Below are 15,158 nucleotides of genomic sequence, written 5' to 3' on the forward strand. Positions count from 1 at the left end.
GCGGTGTATGCACTGAACCACCGGCCACGCAAGTGCCTGGGCTGGCGTACTCCGCATGAGGTGTTCTATGGGCTGGAGATCACTCCGCTTAGACTTGAGACTCGCGCACTTCGTACTTGAATCCGCGCAATCAGATTTCATTTCTTCAGAACCCGTGGCAACGCACAACGTTGCCACGGTTTTTTTGCATGGGGCTGCGTTCATGAGGCCGTCACATCCGCCTGTCAGCCTTGGCGGTTTTGTACGGAACGCCACAACCATGAAAACTCCCGTTCGTCCCACGCCCCACCCCATCCGCGACGCCGCTCCCGCCGATGAAAGCCGCCGCGTCTTCGTGCGCCAGCTGGCCCTGGGCGCCACTGCGCTCGGCACCTTGCCGCTGGCCGCCTGCGGTGGCAGCGACAACGACCCGGAGGTGCGGTTTGCCCACGGCGTGGCCAGTGGCGACCCGCTCGCCGACCGCGTCATGCTGTGGACCCGCGTCACGCCGCCTGCAGGCCACACCGCCGACATTCCTGTGCAGTGGGAGCTGGCCAGCGACGCGGCATTCACCACCGTGGTGGCCAAAGGCCAGGCCACCGCCACGGCCGCCAAGGACTTCACCGTCAAGGTCGATGCCACTGGCCTCAAGCCCGCCACGGCCTACCACTACCGCTTCAAGGCCTACGCGGCTCAGTCTGCCGCAGCACGCACCCGCACGCTGCCAACGGGCAGCGTGGCACAGGTCAAGCTGGCCGTGTTCTCGTGCGCCAATTACCCTGCGGGTTACTTCAACGTGTATGCCGAAGCCGCGCGCCGCAATGATCTCGATGCCACCGTGCACTTGGGCGACTACTTGTATGAGTACCCGCGCGGTGGTTATGCCTCGGCCAACGCCGAGCAACTGGGCCGCATGTCGCTGCCCGCCACCGAGATTCTCACGCTGGCCGACTACCGCATGCGCCACGCGCAGTACAAGACCGATCCCGACCTGCAGGCGCTGCATGCATCCGCCCCCATGATTGCCGTGTGGGACGACCATGAAATCGCCAACGACACCTGGGCCACCGGTGCCGAAAACCACCAAAGTGCCACCGAAGGCAGCTTTGCGGCGCGCAAGGCGGCAGCCCTTCAGGCCTACCACGAGTGGATGCCCACACGCAACGCCCAGCCCGACCTGATCTACCGCAGCTTCAACTTTGGCAACCTGCTGGCGCTGCACATGCTCGACACCCGCGTCGTCGGGCGCGACGAGCCTGCCGACTACACCCGCTTCTTCACCGCCAGCGGTTTTGACGCTGCCGGTTTCACCGCCACCGTGGGCGACCCCACCCGCCAGCTCATGGGCAGCACACAGACCCAGTGGCTGCAGCAGCAGATGGCCGCATCCACCGCCACCTGGCAGGTGCTGGGCCAGCAGGTGCTGATGGGGCGCATGAACATTCCGGCCCCCATCCTGGTCGAAACCATCCAGCCGGGCGCTGGCGTCACGGTATCCCAATACGCCGCCATCGTGGCCAAGGCACAGACGGCCCCTGCCACACTGACCGCTGCCGAAAAAGCCATCCTCGCCCAGCCCTCCATTCCCTACAACCTCGACGCCTGGGACGGCTACCAGGCCGCGCGCGAAACCGTGCTGGGCACGGCCCGCAGCCTGGGCAAGAACCTGGTGGTGCTGTCGGGCGACACCCACAACGCCTGGGCCAACGAGCTGGCAGACATGGGCGGCAACGCGGTGGGCGTGGAGTTTGCTACCTCGTCGGTGTCATCGCCCGGTTTTGAGGAATACCTGCCCAAGGAGAACCCGGCCATGCTGGCGGGCGCGCTCCAGCAACTCATTGCCCCGCTCAAATACTGCGACACCTCGCGCCGGGGTTACATGCTGGTGACCGCCACGGCCACCGAATGCCGCGCCGACTGGGTGTATGTCAGCACCATCACCAGCCGCACCTACACGGCCAGCACCGACAAATCGCTCAAGGTGCTGGCAGGTGTCAGCGGGCGCGGGCGCATTGTGGCGGCCTGATCGGCAGCACGCAAAGAAAAAGGCGGCCCGAGCCGCCTTTTTCTTTTCAATGACTGGTAGAACCGCCCAAGCCGTTGGCACAGGCGAGGCTCATGCCAGCGCACCCGCGCAAGGGCCGCCCCGCCGCGCCGGGTGCGTCCCCCTTCCCGAACGGCGCAGCCATTCGAGAGAAGGGGGAAGGCGCGCAGCGCCTCAGGGGGATGTACCGAATTCAGTGCCTGAAGTGGCGCACGCCGCTGAACACCATGGCCACGCCGCGCTCGTTGGCGGCATCAATCACCTCCTGGTCGCGCATGGAGCCACCGGGCTGGATCACACAGGTGGCACCTGCGTCCACCACCACGTCGAGGCCATCACGGAAGGGGAAAAAGGCGTCGCTCGCCACCGCCGTGCCCTGCAGGCTCAAACCGGCGTGCTGGGCCTTGATGCTGGCGATGCGCGCCGAATCGAGGCGGCTCATCTGGCCTGCACCCACGCCCATGGTCATGCCGCCCTTGCAGAAGACGATGGCGTTGCTCTTGACGTACTTGGCCACCTTCCAGGCGAACAGAAGGTCTTCCATTTCTTCCAGCGTGGGCTGCTTCTTGGTGACGACCTTTAGTTCGGTGATCGCCAGCTCATGGTTATCGGCCGTCTGCAGCAGCAGGCCCGAGCCGATGCGCTTGGCGTCCATGGCGTTGCGGCCGCGCTCCCAGTCGGTCTGGCCGCCGCGTGTGGGCAGCGCGATCTTGAGCAGGCGCACATTGGCCTTCGCCTTGAACACTTCCAGCGCTTCGGGCGTGAAGTCGGGCGCCATCAGAACCTCGACGAACTGCTTGCTAATCTGCGCAGCGGCCGCGCCGTCGACCACGCGGTTGAACGCGATGATGCCGCCGAAGGCGCTGGTGGGGTCGGTCTGGAAGGCCTTGCTGTAGGCGCTCAGGGCATCCAGGCCCACGGCCACGCCGCAGGGGTTGGCGTGCTTGACGATCACGCAGGCGGCGGCCTCGAAGCTTTTGACGCACTCCCAGGCAGCGTCGGCGTCGGCAATGTTGTTGTACGAGAGCTCCTTGCCCTGCAGCTGTACGCCGGTGACCAGCGAGCCGGGCGCGGGATGCAGGTCGCGGTACAGCGCGGCCTGCTGGTGGCTATTCTCGCCGTAGCGCAGGTCCTGCACCTTGGTGAAGATGCCGTTGCTCTGGCCGGGGAACAGCGCGCGCTGGGGCACGTAGGCCTCGGAGAGCTTCTCGGCGTCGAAGGTGACGGACGAGAGGTAGTCGCTGATCGCACCGTCGTACTGCGCGATGCGGTTGAACGCCGCCACCGACAGCGCGAAGCGCAGCTTGTCGGACAGCTTGCCGCCCGCCTTCAGCTCGGCCAGCACAGCCTCGTACTGGTCGGCCGAGGTGATCACGCCCACGTCCTTCCAGTTCTTGGCGGCGCTGCGCACCATGGCGGGGCCGCCGATGTCGATGTTCTCGATGGCGTCGGCCAGCGTGCAGCCGGCCTTGGCCACCGTGGCTTCAAAGGGGTAGAGGTTGACCACCAGCAGGTCGATGGTGTCGATGCCGTGTTCCTTCAAGGCCGCCATGTGTTCGGGCAGCTCGCGGCGGGCCAGCAGGCCGCCGTGCACCTTGGGGTGCAGCGTCTTGACGCGGCCGTCCAGCATCTCGGGGAACTGCGTGACCTCGGCCACCTCGGTGACGGGCAGGCCCTTGTCGGCGAGCAGCTTGGCGGTGCCGCCGGTGGACAAGAGCTTGATGCCCAGCGCGTGCAGGGCTTGCGCAAATTCGACGATGCCGGTCTTGTCGGAGACGGAGAGGAGTGCGTTCATGGTGGTGGTCGTAGTTTGAATGAAATCGTGCTCTAGCGCCCGTCCATCAAGCGCTAATAGCTATTATTTATATAGCAAAAAGCTCACAGCAGCTTGTGCTCGACCAGCTTCTTGCGCAGCGTGTTGCGGTTCAGGCCCAGCCATTCGGCGGCACGTGACTGGTTGTTTTCGGCCTGCTGCATCACCACTTCCAGCAGTGGCCTTTCAACCAGGCGCACCACCATGTCATACATACCATCGGGCGTTTCGCCGCCCAGGTCGCGAAAGTAGCTGTGCAGGCTCTCGCGCACGGATTCTTCGATGCTCTTCTTGCTCATGCTGCCATTCCCTCTTGTTCTTCTGGTTCCGCATCCGCGTCGGCGGTGGCGGGCAGCCGGTCCATCTGTTGCCCGAGGGCATCCAGATAGTCGGCCACGGCCTGCCACTGCGTGGTGCAGTCTTCTATCGTATTGATGTGTTGCCGCAAGGCCTCGCCCCCCGGCAAGGCCCGCAGGTACCAGGCAATGTGCTTGCGCGCGCTGCGCACACCGGTGCCTTCGCCGTACAGGCTGTAGTGGTCGTGCAGGTGATCGAGCAGCAGGCGCCGCAGCTCGGCCACCAACGGCGGCGCCAGGTGCTCGCCCGTGGTCAGAAAATGGCCGATCTCGCGAAAGATCCAGGGCCGGCCCTGGGCGGCGCGGCCGATCATGATCGCGTCGGCGCCGGTGGCGGCCAGCACAGCGCGCGCCTTTTCGGGCGAGGTGATGTCGCCATTGGCCACCACGGGCACCTTGACGGCTGCCTTCACGGCCGCAATGGTGTCGTACTCGGCCTGGCCCTTGTACCCCTGCTCACGCGTGCGGCCGTGCACCGTGAGCATCTGGATGCCCACGGCCTCGAACTGGCGCGCCAGCGAAACGGCGTTCTTGTGCTGCTGGCACCAGCCGGTGCGCATCTTCAGCGTGACGGGCACGTTGCGCGGTGCGCAGGCCTCGACCACGGCAGCGGCTATTTCCACGGCCAGCGCCTCGTCCTGCATCAGCGCCGAGCCCGCCCACTTGTTGCACACCTTCTTGGCCGGGCAGCCCATGTTGATGTCGATGATCTGCGCGCCACGGTCGATGTTGAAGACAGCGGCCTCGGCCATCATTTGCGCTTCGGTGCCGGCAATCTGCACGGCGATGGGCCCCGGCTCCCCCTCGTGGTTGGCCCGGCGCGAGGTCTTGAGGCTGTTCCACAGGTCCTTGCGCGAGGTGACCATCTCGCTCACCGCATAGCCTGCGCCCAGCGCCTTGCACAGCTGACGAAACGGCCGGTCCGTGACGCCCGCCATGGGGGCGACGAACAAGCGATTCGCCAAAGGGATGTGGCCGATCTGCATGGGAGGGGGCGTGATGGAGGGCAGCAGCGATTGCTGAAAAAGGAGGCAGGATTGTACCTGCTCAAAATTTCAGCAACCGAAATGCGCCGCCGCGTCAAAACTCTGCAAAAAATGCGACGACCGGCCCCTTGGTCGCCGTCCCCATTGCGCCACTTCAGGGCAACGGGCTCAACGCTCCGCCAGCTCCACTTCGGCCACAGCCGGTTGCGGCGCAGCCTGGTGCGCAAAGTGCCACCAGGCATTCGGCAGGTTGTCGAACTGGTGGCGCGCCATCAGCGCTCGCAACCACTGGCGGTTGTGCTGCACATCGGGCGAAATATCCTCGCTGTCGTTTCCGGCCTTCGCGCCGATCACCCCCGCAGGGGTGCCCATGTCCACGGGCTCGCCCTCGGCAAGCGGGCCACGCACCACGGCGCTGGCGAGCAGGCCATCCACCACATCCACCCGGACCCCCAGTGCACCCTGGCCGGCCTGGCAAGTTGTCTTCAACGCCAGCCCTTGCGCCCGCAGCACGGTGCGCACGCTGGCCACCGCGGTGCGAAGCCGCTCGCCGACCACGCAGCTACCTGTTCCTGTGTCCCAAACCATCGCCACGGGGGGCATCGCGTTGGCGGACACAGCAGCCTGGGGGCTTTGCACACATGCCGCCAGGCAGATGCCGGAGACCACCGAGAGCCAATGCGCAAGGTAAGGAAAAGACGGGGACCGTGAAGAGTTGTGCATTGCAGCCTTCCGATATCTGCCAAGGGTTGGACTGACCTGAAGATACAAACCCTGGCGCATCGGTGCCGTGGCCAAACGGCGCAGTGCCTTGTAGGACTGGTTCCTCAGGGCCCACCGCCCGTGCGGCTGCCACCCTACACTTGATGCCTATGGAAATCTGGATGCACCAGCTGCTGGAATGGCTCGCCTTGCCGCAATTCGGCCTGGGCACGGTCTTCATCGTGTCGTTTGTCTCGGCCACGCTGTTGCCGGTGGGCTCGGAGGCTGCGGTGTTTGGCCTGATCAAGCTCAACCCCGACCTGTTCTGGCCCGCCATTGGTGTTGCCACGCTGGGCAACACCCTGGGCGGCGGCGTGAGCTGGTGGATGGGCCTGGGGGCGCACCGCGCCTGGGACGCCGCACGGCGCCACCGCCGTTTGAACCACCCCACCGGCGCCGATGCCAAACCGGCGCGCGAACTCAGCCGCACCGAGCGCCGCGCGCGCGTCTGGCTGCGCAAATGGGGGGCCAAGACCTGCCTGCTGAGCTGGCTGCCCGTGGTGGGCGACCCGCTGTGCGCCGTGGCGGGCTGGCTTCAGCTGCCGTTCTGGCCTTGCCTGGCCTACATGGCGGTGGGCAAGTTCTTTCGCTACCTCGTCATGACCACCGTGCTGCTGCACTTCATGCCGGGGCAACTGGCGATGTAGCCGGCATGCTGCCATCGGCGCACGGCAGCAGCACATTCCAGTTCACCGGCCGGGTGGTGTCCACATGCACCGTCAGCGCCTCTTCGGCGGGCAAGAGCGGCTGGGCCGCCGCCCATTGCGACTCCAGCACCTGCACCGAGGCTTCCGATGCATCGCCACCCGCCAGCTGGCGGCTGCGCACCCGCTCGCGGAGCACCGCAAGGGGCGCCTCGAACGACAGGATGCGGCACGGCACCTGCGCCCGCGCTGCCAGTGCGATGAAGCGCTGGCGCATGGCGGGGTTCAGGAACGTGGCGTCCACCAGCACGGTGAAGCCCGCCTCCAGGGCACAACGGGCTGCCTGCGCCAGGGCTTCGTGGGTGCGCTCTGAGGCCTCGGCCGTGTAAATGCCACCCGGCACGGCCGCGCTGGACGCCTGAAGCGCCAGGCCGAACAGCCGCTTGCGCTCCACATCGGCGCGCACGCGCACCACGCCGCGCTCGGCAATCAGCGCTTGCGACTGCGTGCTCTTGCCCGCACCCGAGAAGCCGTGCGCCAGCCACAGTTCGACCGTGCGGGACTGAATGAAGCGCAGCGCCAGCGCCAGATAGCGCCGCACTTCCCGCAGGCTGGCCACGCGCTCGTCGCCCGCACCCCCACCCGCTACTTGCCCCAGCCGCACGCCCGCCACGCGGGCCCGCACCAGGGCCCGGTACACGCGGTAGTACGGCAGCACCTGCAGACCGGCGTAGTCGCCCGTGTGCTCCAGCCAGGCATTCAGAAAACGCCAGGCCAGGTCGGTGTGGCCGCGCGCCTCCAGGTCCATGGCCAAAAAGGCGATGTCGGCCACGCAGTCGATCCAGCGCAGCGCCGGGTTGAACTCAATCGCATCGAACAGCTGCGGCTGCCCGTCGATGAGCACCAGATTGGCCAGATGAAGGTCACCATGGCATTCGCGCACCCGCCCGGACTGCAGGCGCTGCCGGAACACCGGCGCCAGCGCGGTGCCTTGGCTGGCACACCACTGCGCCAGCTGCCGCAGCGCGGGGCCCATGTCTGGCAGGGCCTGCGCCACCAGCGGCTGCAGCGCCGCCAGGCAATCCTGCACCGGTGCCACCACGGCATGGGCCGTGCCCCAGCCCTGTTGCGGCGTGGCCACCGCCGCACTGGCATGAAACTGCGCGACCTGCTGCGCCAGGGCGTCGATGTGGCTGGGCAACAGGCGCTGCTGCTCCAGCAGGTGGCTCAGCAGCGCCTCCTGCGCAAAGCGGCGCATGCGCACGGCCGGTTCCGCGTCGGCCGGGGCCGCTTCGGCAGGCTGCAGCTGCAGGCTGTGTGCCGTACCGGTCAACGCAACCAGCCCCAGATACAGGGCCGGTGCGGTGCGGCGGTTGATGCGCAGCTCTTCCTCGCAGGCGCCGCGCCGCAGCGCGGGGGTGCTGAAGTCCAGAAAATCCAGCTTCAGCGGCTTCTTGAACTTGTAGACAAAGTCACCCGCCAGCAGCAGCCAGGAGATATGGGTTTCGATCCACTCCACGGTGCCGGTGGGGTGGCCAAAAACCTCGGGGCTGCGCTGCAACTGGCGCAGGCGCTGCTCGGCGGTGGCATAGGCTTCCACCAGAGATTCAGAGACCATGGGTCAACACTCCGTCAGGGGGTGCGCAACTGGACACGCGCACCATCGGTCAGCGCAGCGGGCGGGTACACCACGACCTGGGCACCCGCTTGCAGCCCCTCTTTCACCCAGGCGTGGGTGCTGCCACGCGCCTCCAGCACCACAGGCGTGCGCCGTGCCCGGCCACCCTCGACCACAAACACGGCCATGCGCGGCGCGGCCGCATCCCCCATCGGGGCCGATGCGGCGGTATCGCTGGCGGGCAGCGGAAACAGCGCGCTCACGGGCACCAGGGTGACGTCCGGCGCCTCGCGGGTGAGCACGCGCGCCACCACGCGATAGCCGTCGCCCAGCGCGGCCCATTGCGCCGGCGGGCTGGTCAGGTCAATCAGCACGTTGACCCGCTGCTCTTCCACGCCCAGCGCCGACACCTTGGTGAACGCCGCCGGCTCCACGCTGCGCACGCGCCCCTGCAACACGCCCGGCCCACCCCAGCGCTCAATGCGCACGGGGCTGCCGGGGCGCACCTGCAGCGCATCGGTGGACAAGAGCGGCGCCACCACTTCGAGCTGCGCGGTGTCGCCCACCTCGACCAGCACGGTGCCCAGCGCCACCACGCCCTCGCTGGCCTGGGCCACCCGCAGCACGCGGCCGGCCACGGGGGCCAGCACCTCAAAGGCCTTACCCGACGGCGCGCTGCCAGGGCGCTGCACCACATCCAGCGCCGCGCGGGCCTGGGCCAAATCGGCGCGGGCCACCTGCTGGTCCTGCACCGCGGCGTCGGTGTCTTTTTCGGCCGCCTGCAGCGCCAGGCGATCGGTGTCGAGCCGCGTGGGGGCCACAAAGCCCTGCTGCGCCAGCTGTTCGCTGCGCCGCAGGTCGTTGCGGGCCTGCGCCTGGGCCACCCGGGCGCGCTCGATGCGTACGGCGGCGCGCTGCACATTGGCCTGGGCGGCCGTGACGCGGGCCTGCTGCTCGCGCAGGCTGCGCTCGTCCAGCAATGCTGGCATGGCGGGGGTGATGCGCGCCACCACGTCGCCCGCCTGCACCGCGTCGCCCTCGCGCAGTGCGATGCGCGCCAGCCGCCCTGCCAAAGGGGCCGAGATGCTGTAGCGGTCGCGCAGGCGGGTCTTTGCGTCTTCGTCAATACCCGCCTCGAAGCGGCCCTGCACCACGGCGGTGGCCTCCACCTGCAGCGGCCGGGGCGCAAATGCCCACGCCAGCAGTGCGCCCAGCACCACCAGCGCACCCACACCCAGCATCAACGTTTTCTTTTGCATTGCCATGTCCCTGTTGCTTGCATTGTTTGCCTTGTTGGCCGCAGCCTATTCGCGCGTCTTGAGCGCACCCACCATGTCCAGCCGGTCGATCTGCCGGCGCACCACCAGCGCGCTGGCCAGGCCGGCCGCCACCACGCACAACCCCGCCCAGGCATAGGTGCGCGCACTGATGACCACCGGGAACAGAAACTGGTCGTTCTTGAGCAGTTCCACCAGCAGGTGCACCAGCCCCAGGCCCATGGCCATACCGAGCGGCAGCGCCAGCGCGATGCCAATCGCTAGCTCGCCCAGCAGCAGCGCCGACACTTCGCCCCGCGTAAATCCCAGCACGCGCAGGCTGGCCAGCTCCCAGGTGCGCTCGGCCAGCGCAATGCGGGCGTTGTTGTAAACCACGCCCACCGCAATCACGGCCGCAAACAGCGTGAGGATGGTGCTCATGATGCGCACATTGCGCGCGCTCACATCCTGCATGTTGCGCAGCAGTGTGGCCTTGCTGAACGCGCCCGCCACCACCGGCAGCGCCTTGGTGGCCTCCAGAAAGCGCGCCTCCGAGCCCGGCTCCAGCGCCACGTCAAACTGCGAGGCCACATCGCCCTCCTGCAGCCAACGGTTGAGCACATCGCGCTGCACATAGGCGTTCAGGCCCATCATTTCGCGCACGGTGGCCTGCACGGGCACATACAGCGTGCGCTGGCGGCCCTCCAGCACCTCCACGCGCACCCTGTCGCCCACGCGCACCCCGAGCTTGTCAGCCAGGCGGTCTGTCAGCAGCAGACCGGCGTCAGGCACGGGGCTTTGCCGGCCATCCACATCGATGACGCGCAGCAGCTGCGCGCCCGGCGCCACGCCCTGCAGCCCCACCCGCTCGCTGCGGTGGCCGTAGGCCATGCGCACCGCCACGCTGCGCGCGGCCTCCACGCCCGTCACCCCCGGCAGGCGCGCCAGCTGCAGGCGGGCCAGGGCATCCACCGGCTCGGTCATCCACACATTCACATCGCTGCGCATGGCGAGGTGAAAAGTGGTGTCCACGATATGGTCGATGGCATCGCGAAAGAAGTTGCCCATGACCACGATGGCCACCGCCGCCGCCGTGCCGCCGATGGTGAGCGTGGTGCGCAGGGGCTTGCGCTCCATGTTGCGCAGGATCATGCGCAGCCCGGCCGGTATGCGGCGCACGCCCAGGCGCTCCAGCACGGTGCGCCGATACTGGCCCGGGGCAGGCGGGCGCATGGCCTCGGCCGGGGCCAGGCGCACGGTGGCTCCGATGGCGCTGAGCGTGCCCAGCAGGGCTGTGGTGCCGGTGACCCCCGCGCCCACCAGAATCAGCCAGGGCGCGATGCGGTGCTCGAACACCGGAAAAAGAAGAACTCGGCGTACAACCCGGTCAGCATGGTGCCCAGCACGTTGCCCAGCGCCACGCCCAGTGCCAGCCCCACCACCACGATCACGGCCACCAGCTTGAGGTAATGCCCGGCAATGGCCGCATTGGCATAGCCCAGCGCCTTGAGCGCAGCGATCTGCTCGCGCTGCGTGGCCACCAGGCGCGAAAGCACCACATGCAGCAAAAAAGCCGCCACGGCCAGAAAGATGGCGGGCAGCAAGGTGCCCATCACGCGCTGCTCCTTGATCTCGTTGTCGAGCATGGCGTGCGAAGACTGGTCCTCGCGGCCGCGGGCGTCGCGCCCGCCGTAGGGCGCCAGCAGGCGCGACAGGCCATCAAGCACGGCGGGCTCTGACGCCTGCGGCGCCAGCTTGACGGCCACGCGGTTGAATGCGCCCTGCATGTCGTAGGCCGCGGCCAGTGCCTCGCGGTCCACCCAGAACACGCCAAAGCCGCGCAGGTCGGGCATGCCCGCCATGCCCGCAAAGATGTACTCGGGCGACAGCGCCGTACCCACGATGCGCAGCGTGCGGCGCTTGCCGTTGACCAGCGCAATCAGCTCGTCGCCCGGGTGCAGCCCGCGCACGCGGGCAAAGCCTTCGGACACCAGCGCATCGATGGCGCTGTCGCTGCGGCCCTGCCCCGCGCCGGGCGGGGCCAGCGCCCAGCCGCTGCGCACCGTGACCTGGTTCATGCGCGGCAGCTGGCGCAGGTCCACGCCAATGAGCTGGCCAATGATGGGATCGACCAGGCCGGGGATCTCCACGCGCACCACCTGCTCCACCGTCACCTGCACATCGGCCACGCCGGGCACGCCGCGCAACACCTCGGCCAGTGCCAGCGGCGCACGCTTGACGGCGGCAAACGCATCGGCAAAGTGCCCCTGGGCATAAAACTGGTCGCGCGCCAGCGCCAGCGATTCCACCGCCGACAAGGTGGTGATGAACCCGCCCAGGCCGCTGGCCACCACCAGCGCGATGGTGAGCGCCTGGCTCCACATGCGGCGCAAGTCGCGCAGCAGTTTGCGGTCAAGGGCTTTCATATTTATTGCCGCCGGGCCGCCCCAAGGCAAAAAGCGGCGCCCTTGGGGGGCAGCGGACCCCGCGCAGCGGGCGAGCGTGGGTGTATTTTCTGCCTCACCACGACAGCTCCGAAGGCGAGAGCCGGTGCGCATTGCGCTCGATGCGCTGGATGGTGCCATCCACCAGGTACACCACGCGGTCGGCCATGGCAGCGATGGCCGCGTTGTGCGTGATGACCACCGCCGTGGTGCCCAGCTCGGCGTTGATGCGGGCGATCACCTCCAGCACCATCTTGCCGGTCTGGTAGTCGAGCGCGCCGGTGGGCTCGTCGCACAGCAGCACATCGGGGCGCTTGACGATGGCGCGGGCAATCGCCACGCGCTGCTGCTCACCACCCGACAGCTGCGCCGGAAAGTGGTGCTGGCGCGGCGTCAGGCCCACCAGGCCAATCGCCTCGTCAATCGGCATGGGGTGCGGTGCGATGTCGGTGACCAAGGCCACGTTTTCGCGCACGGTCAGGCTGGGGATCAGGTTGTAGAACTGAAAGACAAAACCCACATGCTCGCGCCGGTAGGTGGTGAGCTCGCTCTCGCTGGCGCCACTGAGGGCATGGTCGGCAAAACGCACCTCGCCGCTGGTGGGCACATCCAGCCCGCCCAGGATGTTGAGCAGCGTGGATTTGCCGCTGCCCGAGGCACCCAGCAGCACCACGAACTCGCCGCGCACGATATCCAGGTTGACATCGTGCAGCGCGCGCACTTGCACTTCGCCCGTCTGGTAGGTCTTGCACAAATCGCGCGCATGGAACACCACGGCAGCACCAGACGGTGCAGGCGGTACTGACGATGCAGGCGGCGCCGGGAACGTGTCAACAGGTGCATCGGGCATGGAGGGCAGCGCTGCGCGCCGGACAAAAAGACAATGCCGCACAGTGTGGGCGCGGATTGATCGGTGTCAACCACCCGTGGGCAAGCAAAGTGCACAAACCGGCGGCCACCGCACGATCCCGCCTTGCGGGCTGGGCCCGGCGCTCATCCAGTCCACCACCCGCAGCGCCAACAGGGTAGCAAAATGCTACTAAAAACATAGCAGTTTGCGCTTACCCCATAAGCGCTAGAGCCGAATTTTACTCAATAAGTGGTTCAAACCGCTGTTCCAACCCGCGCTCACGCTGCGGCACTGCTCCGGCGGGTCCACCAGCCCTCCAGGCTGTACACCAGCAGCGCCGCCCAGATCAGCACAAAACCCACCAGGCGCGCAGGCTCGAACGGCTCGTGAAACAGCCAGATCCCCAGCGCGAACTGCAGGCTGGGCGAGATGTACTGCAGGATGCCCAGCGTGGCCATGGGAATCAGGCGCGCACCCGCCGCAAACAGCAACAAGGGCACCGCAGTCATGGGGCCGGCTACCAGCAGCCACGCCACGGTGGCCGTATCCCCCTGCACCAGCGCGCCCTGCCCCTGCGACGACCATACGGCGAGTGCAGCCACCGCCACCGGCGCCAACATCATGGTCTCCAGCGCCAGCCCTTCCAGCGCACCGAGCGTGGCCACCTTGCGCATCAGCCCATAAAAACCAAAGCTCAGGGCCAGTGCCAGCGCAATCCAGGGCACGCGCCCGGCCTGCACCGCCAGCCACAGCACACCGGCCGCCGCCACCGCCACGGCCAGCCACTGCCCCGGGCGGGGCCGTTCGTGCAGAAAAACAAAACCCAGCGCCACATTCACCAGCGGCAGGATGAAGTAGCCCAGGCTGGCGTCCACCACATGCTGGTTCTGCACCGCCCAGACATAGGTGAGCCAGTTGCCCGACAGCAGCAGCGCCGACACCGCAAACGCCCCCAGCACCCTTGGCTGGCCCCACAGGGCGCGCATCCAGCCCCAATGCCTGCGCACCGCCAGCACGGCAAACACGAACACCAGCGACCAGACGGTGCGGTGCACCACCACCTCCAGCGCCGGCACATGGGCCACTTCCCGGAAATACAGCGGAAACAAGCCCCAGGCCATGTAGGCAAGGGTGGCGTAGACAATTCCTGGATTCATGTCCCGGGGTAAAAAAGAGAATGCGGCGTGCGGGCCGCGAAAGGCCCATCGTCGGGCATAAAAAAACCCTGCAACCGCCAGGCAGCGCAGGGACAGGGGCGCAGGGCCACGAGGCCCATGCACCAGGGGTCAGACGTTGAACAGGAAGTTCAGTACATCGCCGTCTTTCACGACGTATTCCTTGCCTTCTGCGCGCATCTTGCCGGCATCCTTGGCGCCTTGCTCACCTTTGTAGGCAATGAAATCGTCAAACGCTATGGTCTGTGCACGGATGAAGCCGCGTTCGAAGTCGCCGTGGATCACGCCGGCAGCCTGCGGGGCGGTGTCTCCAATGTGGATGGTCCAGGCGCGCACTTCCTTCACGCCGGCGGTGAAGTAAGTCTGCAGGCCCAGCAACTTGAAGGCACCCCGGATCAGGCGGGCCAGGCCCGGCTCGGTCTGGCCCATCTCGGCCAGGAACATGTCGCGGTCTTCGTCGCTCATCTCGGCCATTTCGGCTTCCATCTTGGCGCAAATCGCCACCACGGGAGCATTCTGGCTGGCAGCATATTCCTTCAGACGATCCAGGAAGGGGTTGTTTTCAAAGCCGTCTTCGCTGACGTTGCCGACAAACATGGCGGGCTTGGCGGTGATCAGGCACAAGGACTTGAGCAGGGGCTGCTCTTCCTTGGTGATGTCCACAGAGCGGGCGGGCTTGCCTTCATTGAGGGCGGCCTGGATGCGCGTGAGCAGCGCCACCAGCTTGGCGGCGTCCTTGTCGTTGCCCGACTTGGCGGCCTTGGTGTAGCGGTTGAGCGCCTTGTCCACGGTGCCCATGTCGGCCAGGCACAGCTCGGTCTGGATGACTTCGATGTCCGAGATCGGATCAACGCGTCCGGCGACGTGGATCACGTTGTCGTCTTCGAAGCAGCGCACCACGTTCACGATGGCATCGGTTTCACGGATGTGGGCCAGAAACTGGTTGCCCAGGCCTTCGCCCTGGCTGGCACCGGCCACCAGGCCTGCGATGTCCACAAATTCGACGATGGCCGGCACGATGCGCTCGGGCTGGATGATCTCGGCCAGCTGCTGCAGGCGCGGGTCGGGCACCTCCACCACGCCCACATTGGGCTCAATGGTGCAAAAGGGATAGTTCTCGGCGGCGATGCCGGCCTTGGTCAGGGCGTTGAAGAGGGTGGACTTGCCGACGTTGGGCAGGCCCACGATGCCGCATTGGAGGCTCATGGCAGGGCTTTCTGGTGTTCTGAAG

At 67.1% G+C, this 15,158-nt stretch carries 13 protein-coding genes; 2 read left to right on the forward strand and 11 right to left on the reverse strand.

The window, feature by feature from the left end:
* Positions 1–259 precede the first annotated feature (259 nt).
* A complete protein-coding gene (locus DTW89_RS10010) occupies positions 260–2,005 on the forward strand; it encodes an alkaline phosphatase D family protein (protein WP_201740983.1) in 1,746 nt (581 codons plus the stop codon).
* A 211-nt stretch (positions 2,006–2,216) separates the two neighbouring features.
* Here DTW89_RS10010 and purH read toward each other — a convergent pair whose 3' ends face one another.
* The 4 genes from purH to DTW89_RS10030 all read right to left on the reverse strand — a co-directional run bounded on the left by purH (position 2,217) and on the right by DTW89_RS10030 (position 5,766).
* On the reverse strand, positions 2,217–3,818 hold the full coding sequence (purH, locus tag DTW89_RS10015; protein WP_114655832.1) for a bifunctional phosphoribosylaminoimidazolecarboxamide formyltransferase/IMP cyclohydrolase: 1,602 nt from the start codon (positions 3,816–3,818) through the stop codon (positions 2,217–2,219).
* Positions 3,819–3,901: 83 nt separating this feature from the next.
* Complete coding sequence (locus DTW89_RS10020; protein ID WP_024816203.1) at positions 3,902–4,135, reverse strand: Fis family transcriptional regulator; 234 nt, start codon at positions 4,133–4,135, stop codon at positions 3,902–3,904.
* Complete coding sequence (dusB, locus tag DTW89_RS10025; RefSeq protein ID WP_114655833.1) at positions 4,132–5,178, reverse strand: tRNA dihydrouridine synthase DusB; 1,047 nt, start codon at positions 5,176–5,178, stop codon at positions 4,132–4,134. The genes DTW89_RS10020 and dusB overlap by 4 nt, the downstream gene beginning before the upstream one ends.
* Before the next feature lie 168 nt (positions 5,179–5,346).
* The gene (locus DTW89_RS10030; protein ID WP_236637099.1) at positions 5,347–5,766 is read right to left on the reverse strand and encodes a M15 family metallopeptidase; all 420 of its coding nucleotides are present in this window, start codon (positions 5,764–5,766) and stop codon (positions 5,347–5,349) included.
* A gap of 296 nt (positions 5,767–6,062) precedes the next feature.
* Between DTW89_RS10030 and DTW89_RS10035 the strand changes: the two genes are divergently transcribed.
* Positions 6,063–6,587, forward strand: a complete 525-nt coding sequence (locus tag DTW89_RS10035; protein ID WP_114655852.1) for a YqaA family protein — start codon at positions 6,063–6,065, stop codon at positions 6,585–6,587.
* On the opposite strand, the gene DTW89_RS10040 is transcribed toward DTW89_RS10035, so the two are convergent.
* From DTW89_RS10040 to ychF, 7 genes are all read right to left on the reverse strand, one after another.
* Positions 6,562–8,202: a bifunctional aminoglycoside phosphotransferase/ATP-binding protein gene (locus DTW89_RS10040; protein ID WP_114655835.1), complete on the reverse strand. Its 1,641-nt coding sequence runs from the start codon at positions 8,200–8,202 to the stop codon at positions 6,562–6,564. The genes DTW89_RS10035 and DTW89_RS10040 overlap by 26 nt on opposite strands.
* 14 nt (positions 8,203–8,216) lie before the next feature.
* Positions 8,217–9,461 (reverse strand): efflux RND transporter periplasmic adaptor subunit, encoded by a 1,245-nt coding sequence (locus DTW89_RS10045; RefSeq protein ID WP_330863308.1) that lies wholly within the window; start codon positions 9,459–9,461, stop codon positions 8,217–8,219.
* A gap of 45 nt (positions 9,462–9,506) precedes the next feature.
* Positions 9,507–10,814 carry an ABC transporter permease gene (locus DTW89_RS19730; protein ID WP_236637095.1) on the reverse strand — a complete coding sequence of 436 codons (1,308 nt, stop codon included), beginning with the start codon at positions 10,812–10,814 and terminating at the stop codon, positions 9,507–9,509.
* A complete protein-coding gene (locus tag DTW89_RS19735) occupies positions 10,784–11,884 on the reverse strand; it encodes an ABC transporter permease (protein ID WP_236637096.1) in 1,101 nt (366 codons plus the stop codon). The genes DTW89_RS19730 and DTW89_RS19735 overlap by 31 nt, the downstream gene beginning before the upstream one ends.
* A gap of 94 nt (positions 11,885–11,978) precedes the next feature.
* Positions 11,979–12,752: an ABC transporter ATP-binding protein gene (locus tag DTW89_RS10055; RefSeq protein ID WP_236637097.1), complete on the reverse strand. Its 774-nt coding sequence runs from the start codon at positions 12,750–12,752 to the stop codon at positions 11,979–11,981.
* A gap of 278 nt (positions 12,753–13,030) precedes the next feature.
* Positions 13,031–13,909 (reverse strand): EamA family transporter RarD, encoded by an 879-nt coding sequence (rarD, locus tag DTW89_RS10060; RefSeq protein ID WP_114655837.1) that lies wholly within the window; start codon positions 13,907–13,909, stop codon positions 13,031–13,033.
* A gap of 129 nt (positions 13,910–14,038) precedes the next feature.
* Entirely contained in the window at positions 14,039–15,133 is a 1,095-nt protein-coding gene (gene ychF / locus DTW89_RS10065) for a redox-regulated ATPase YchF (RefSeq protein ID WP_114655838.1), read from the reverse strand.
* Positions 15,134–15,158: the final 25 nt, after the last annotated feature.

The sequence above is a fragment of the Acidovorax sp. BoFeN1 genome (assembly GCF_003345135.1).
GTDB lineage: Bacteria > Pseudomonadota > Gammaproteobacteria > Burkholderiales > Burkholderiaceae_C > Acidovorax > Acidovorax defluvii.

Excerpts from the sequence above, each read along its gene's own strand:
- DTW89_RS10040 (WP_114655835.1), bottom strand. The coding sequence starts at position 8,202 with ATGGTCTCTGAATCTCTGGTGGAAGCCTATGCCACCGCCGAGCAGCGC.
- DTW89_RS19735 (WP_236637096.1), bottom strand. The coding sequence starts at position 11,884 with ATGAAAGCCCTTGACCGCAAACTGCTGCGCGACTTGCGCCGCATGTGG.
- rarD (WP_114655837.1), bottom strand. The coding sequence starts at position 13,909 with ATGAATCCAGGAATTGTCTACGCCACCCTTGCCTACATGGCCTGGGGC.
- DTW89_RS10055 (WP_236637097.1), bottom strand. The coding sequence starts at position 12,752 with ATGCCCGATGCACCTGTTGACACGTTCCCGGCGCCGCCTGCATCGTCA.
- purH (WP_114655832.1), bottom strand. The coding sequence starts at position 3,818 with ATGAACGCACTCCTCTCCGTCTCCGACAAGACCGGCATCGTCGAATTT.
- DTW89_RS10035 (WP_114655852.1), top strand. The coding sequence starts at position 6,063 with ATGCACCAGCTGCTGGAATGGCTCGCCTTGCCGCAATTCGGCCTGGGC.
- DTW89_RS10045 (WP_330863308.1), bottom strand. The coding sequence starts at position 9,461 with ATGCAAAAGAAAACGTTGATGCTGGGTGTGGGTGCGCTGGTGGTGCTG.
- DTW89_RS10020 (WP_024816203.1), bottom strand. The coding sequence starts at position 4,135 with ATGAGCAAGAAGAGCATCGAAGAATCCGTGCGCGAGAGCCTGCACAGC.
- dusB (WP_114655833.1), bottom strand. The coding sequence starts at position 5,178 with ATGCAGATCGGCCACATCCCTTTGGCGAATCGCTTGTTCGTCGCCCCC.
- DTW89_RS10030 (WP_236637099.1), bottom strand. The coding sequence starts at position 5,766 with ATGGTTTGGGACACAGGAACAGGTAGCTGCGTGGTCGGCGAGCGGCTT.
- DTW89_RS10010 (WP_201740983.1), top strand. The coding sequence starts at position 260 with ATGAAAACTCCCGTTCGTCCCACGCCCCACCCCATCCGCGACGCCGCT.
- ychF (WP_114655838.1), bottom strand. The coding sequence starts at position 15,133 with ATGAGCCTCCAATGCGGCATCGTGGGCCTGCCCAACGTCGGCAAGTCC.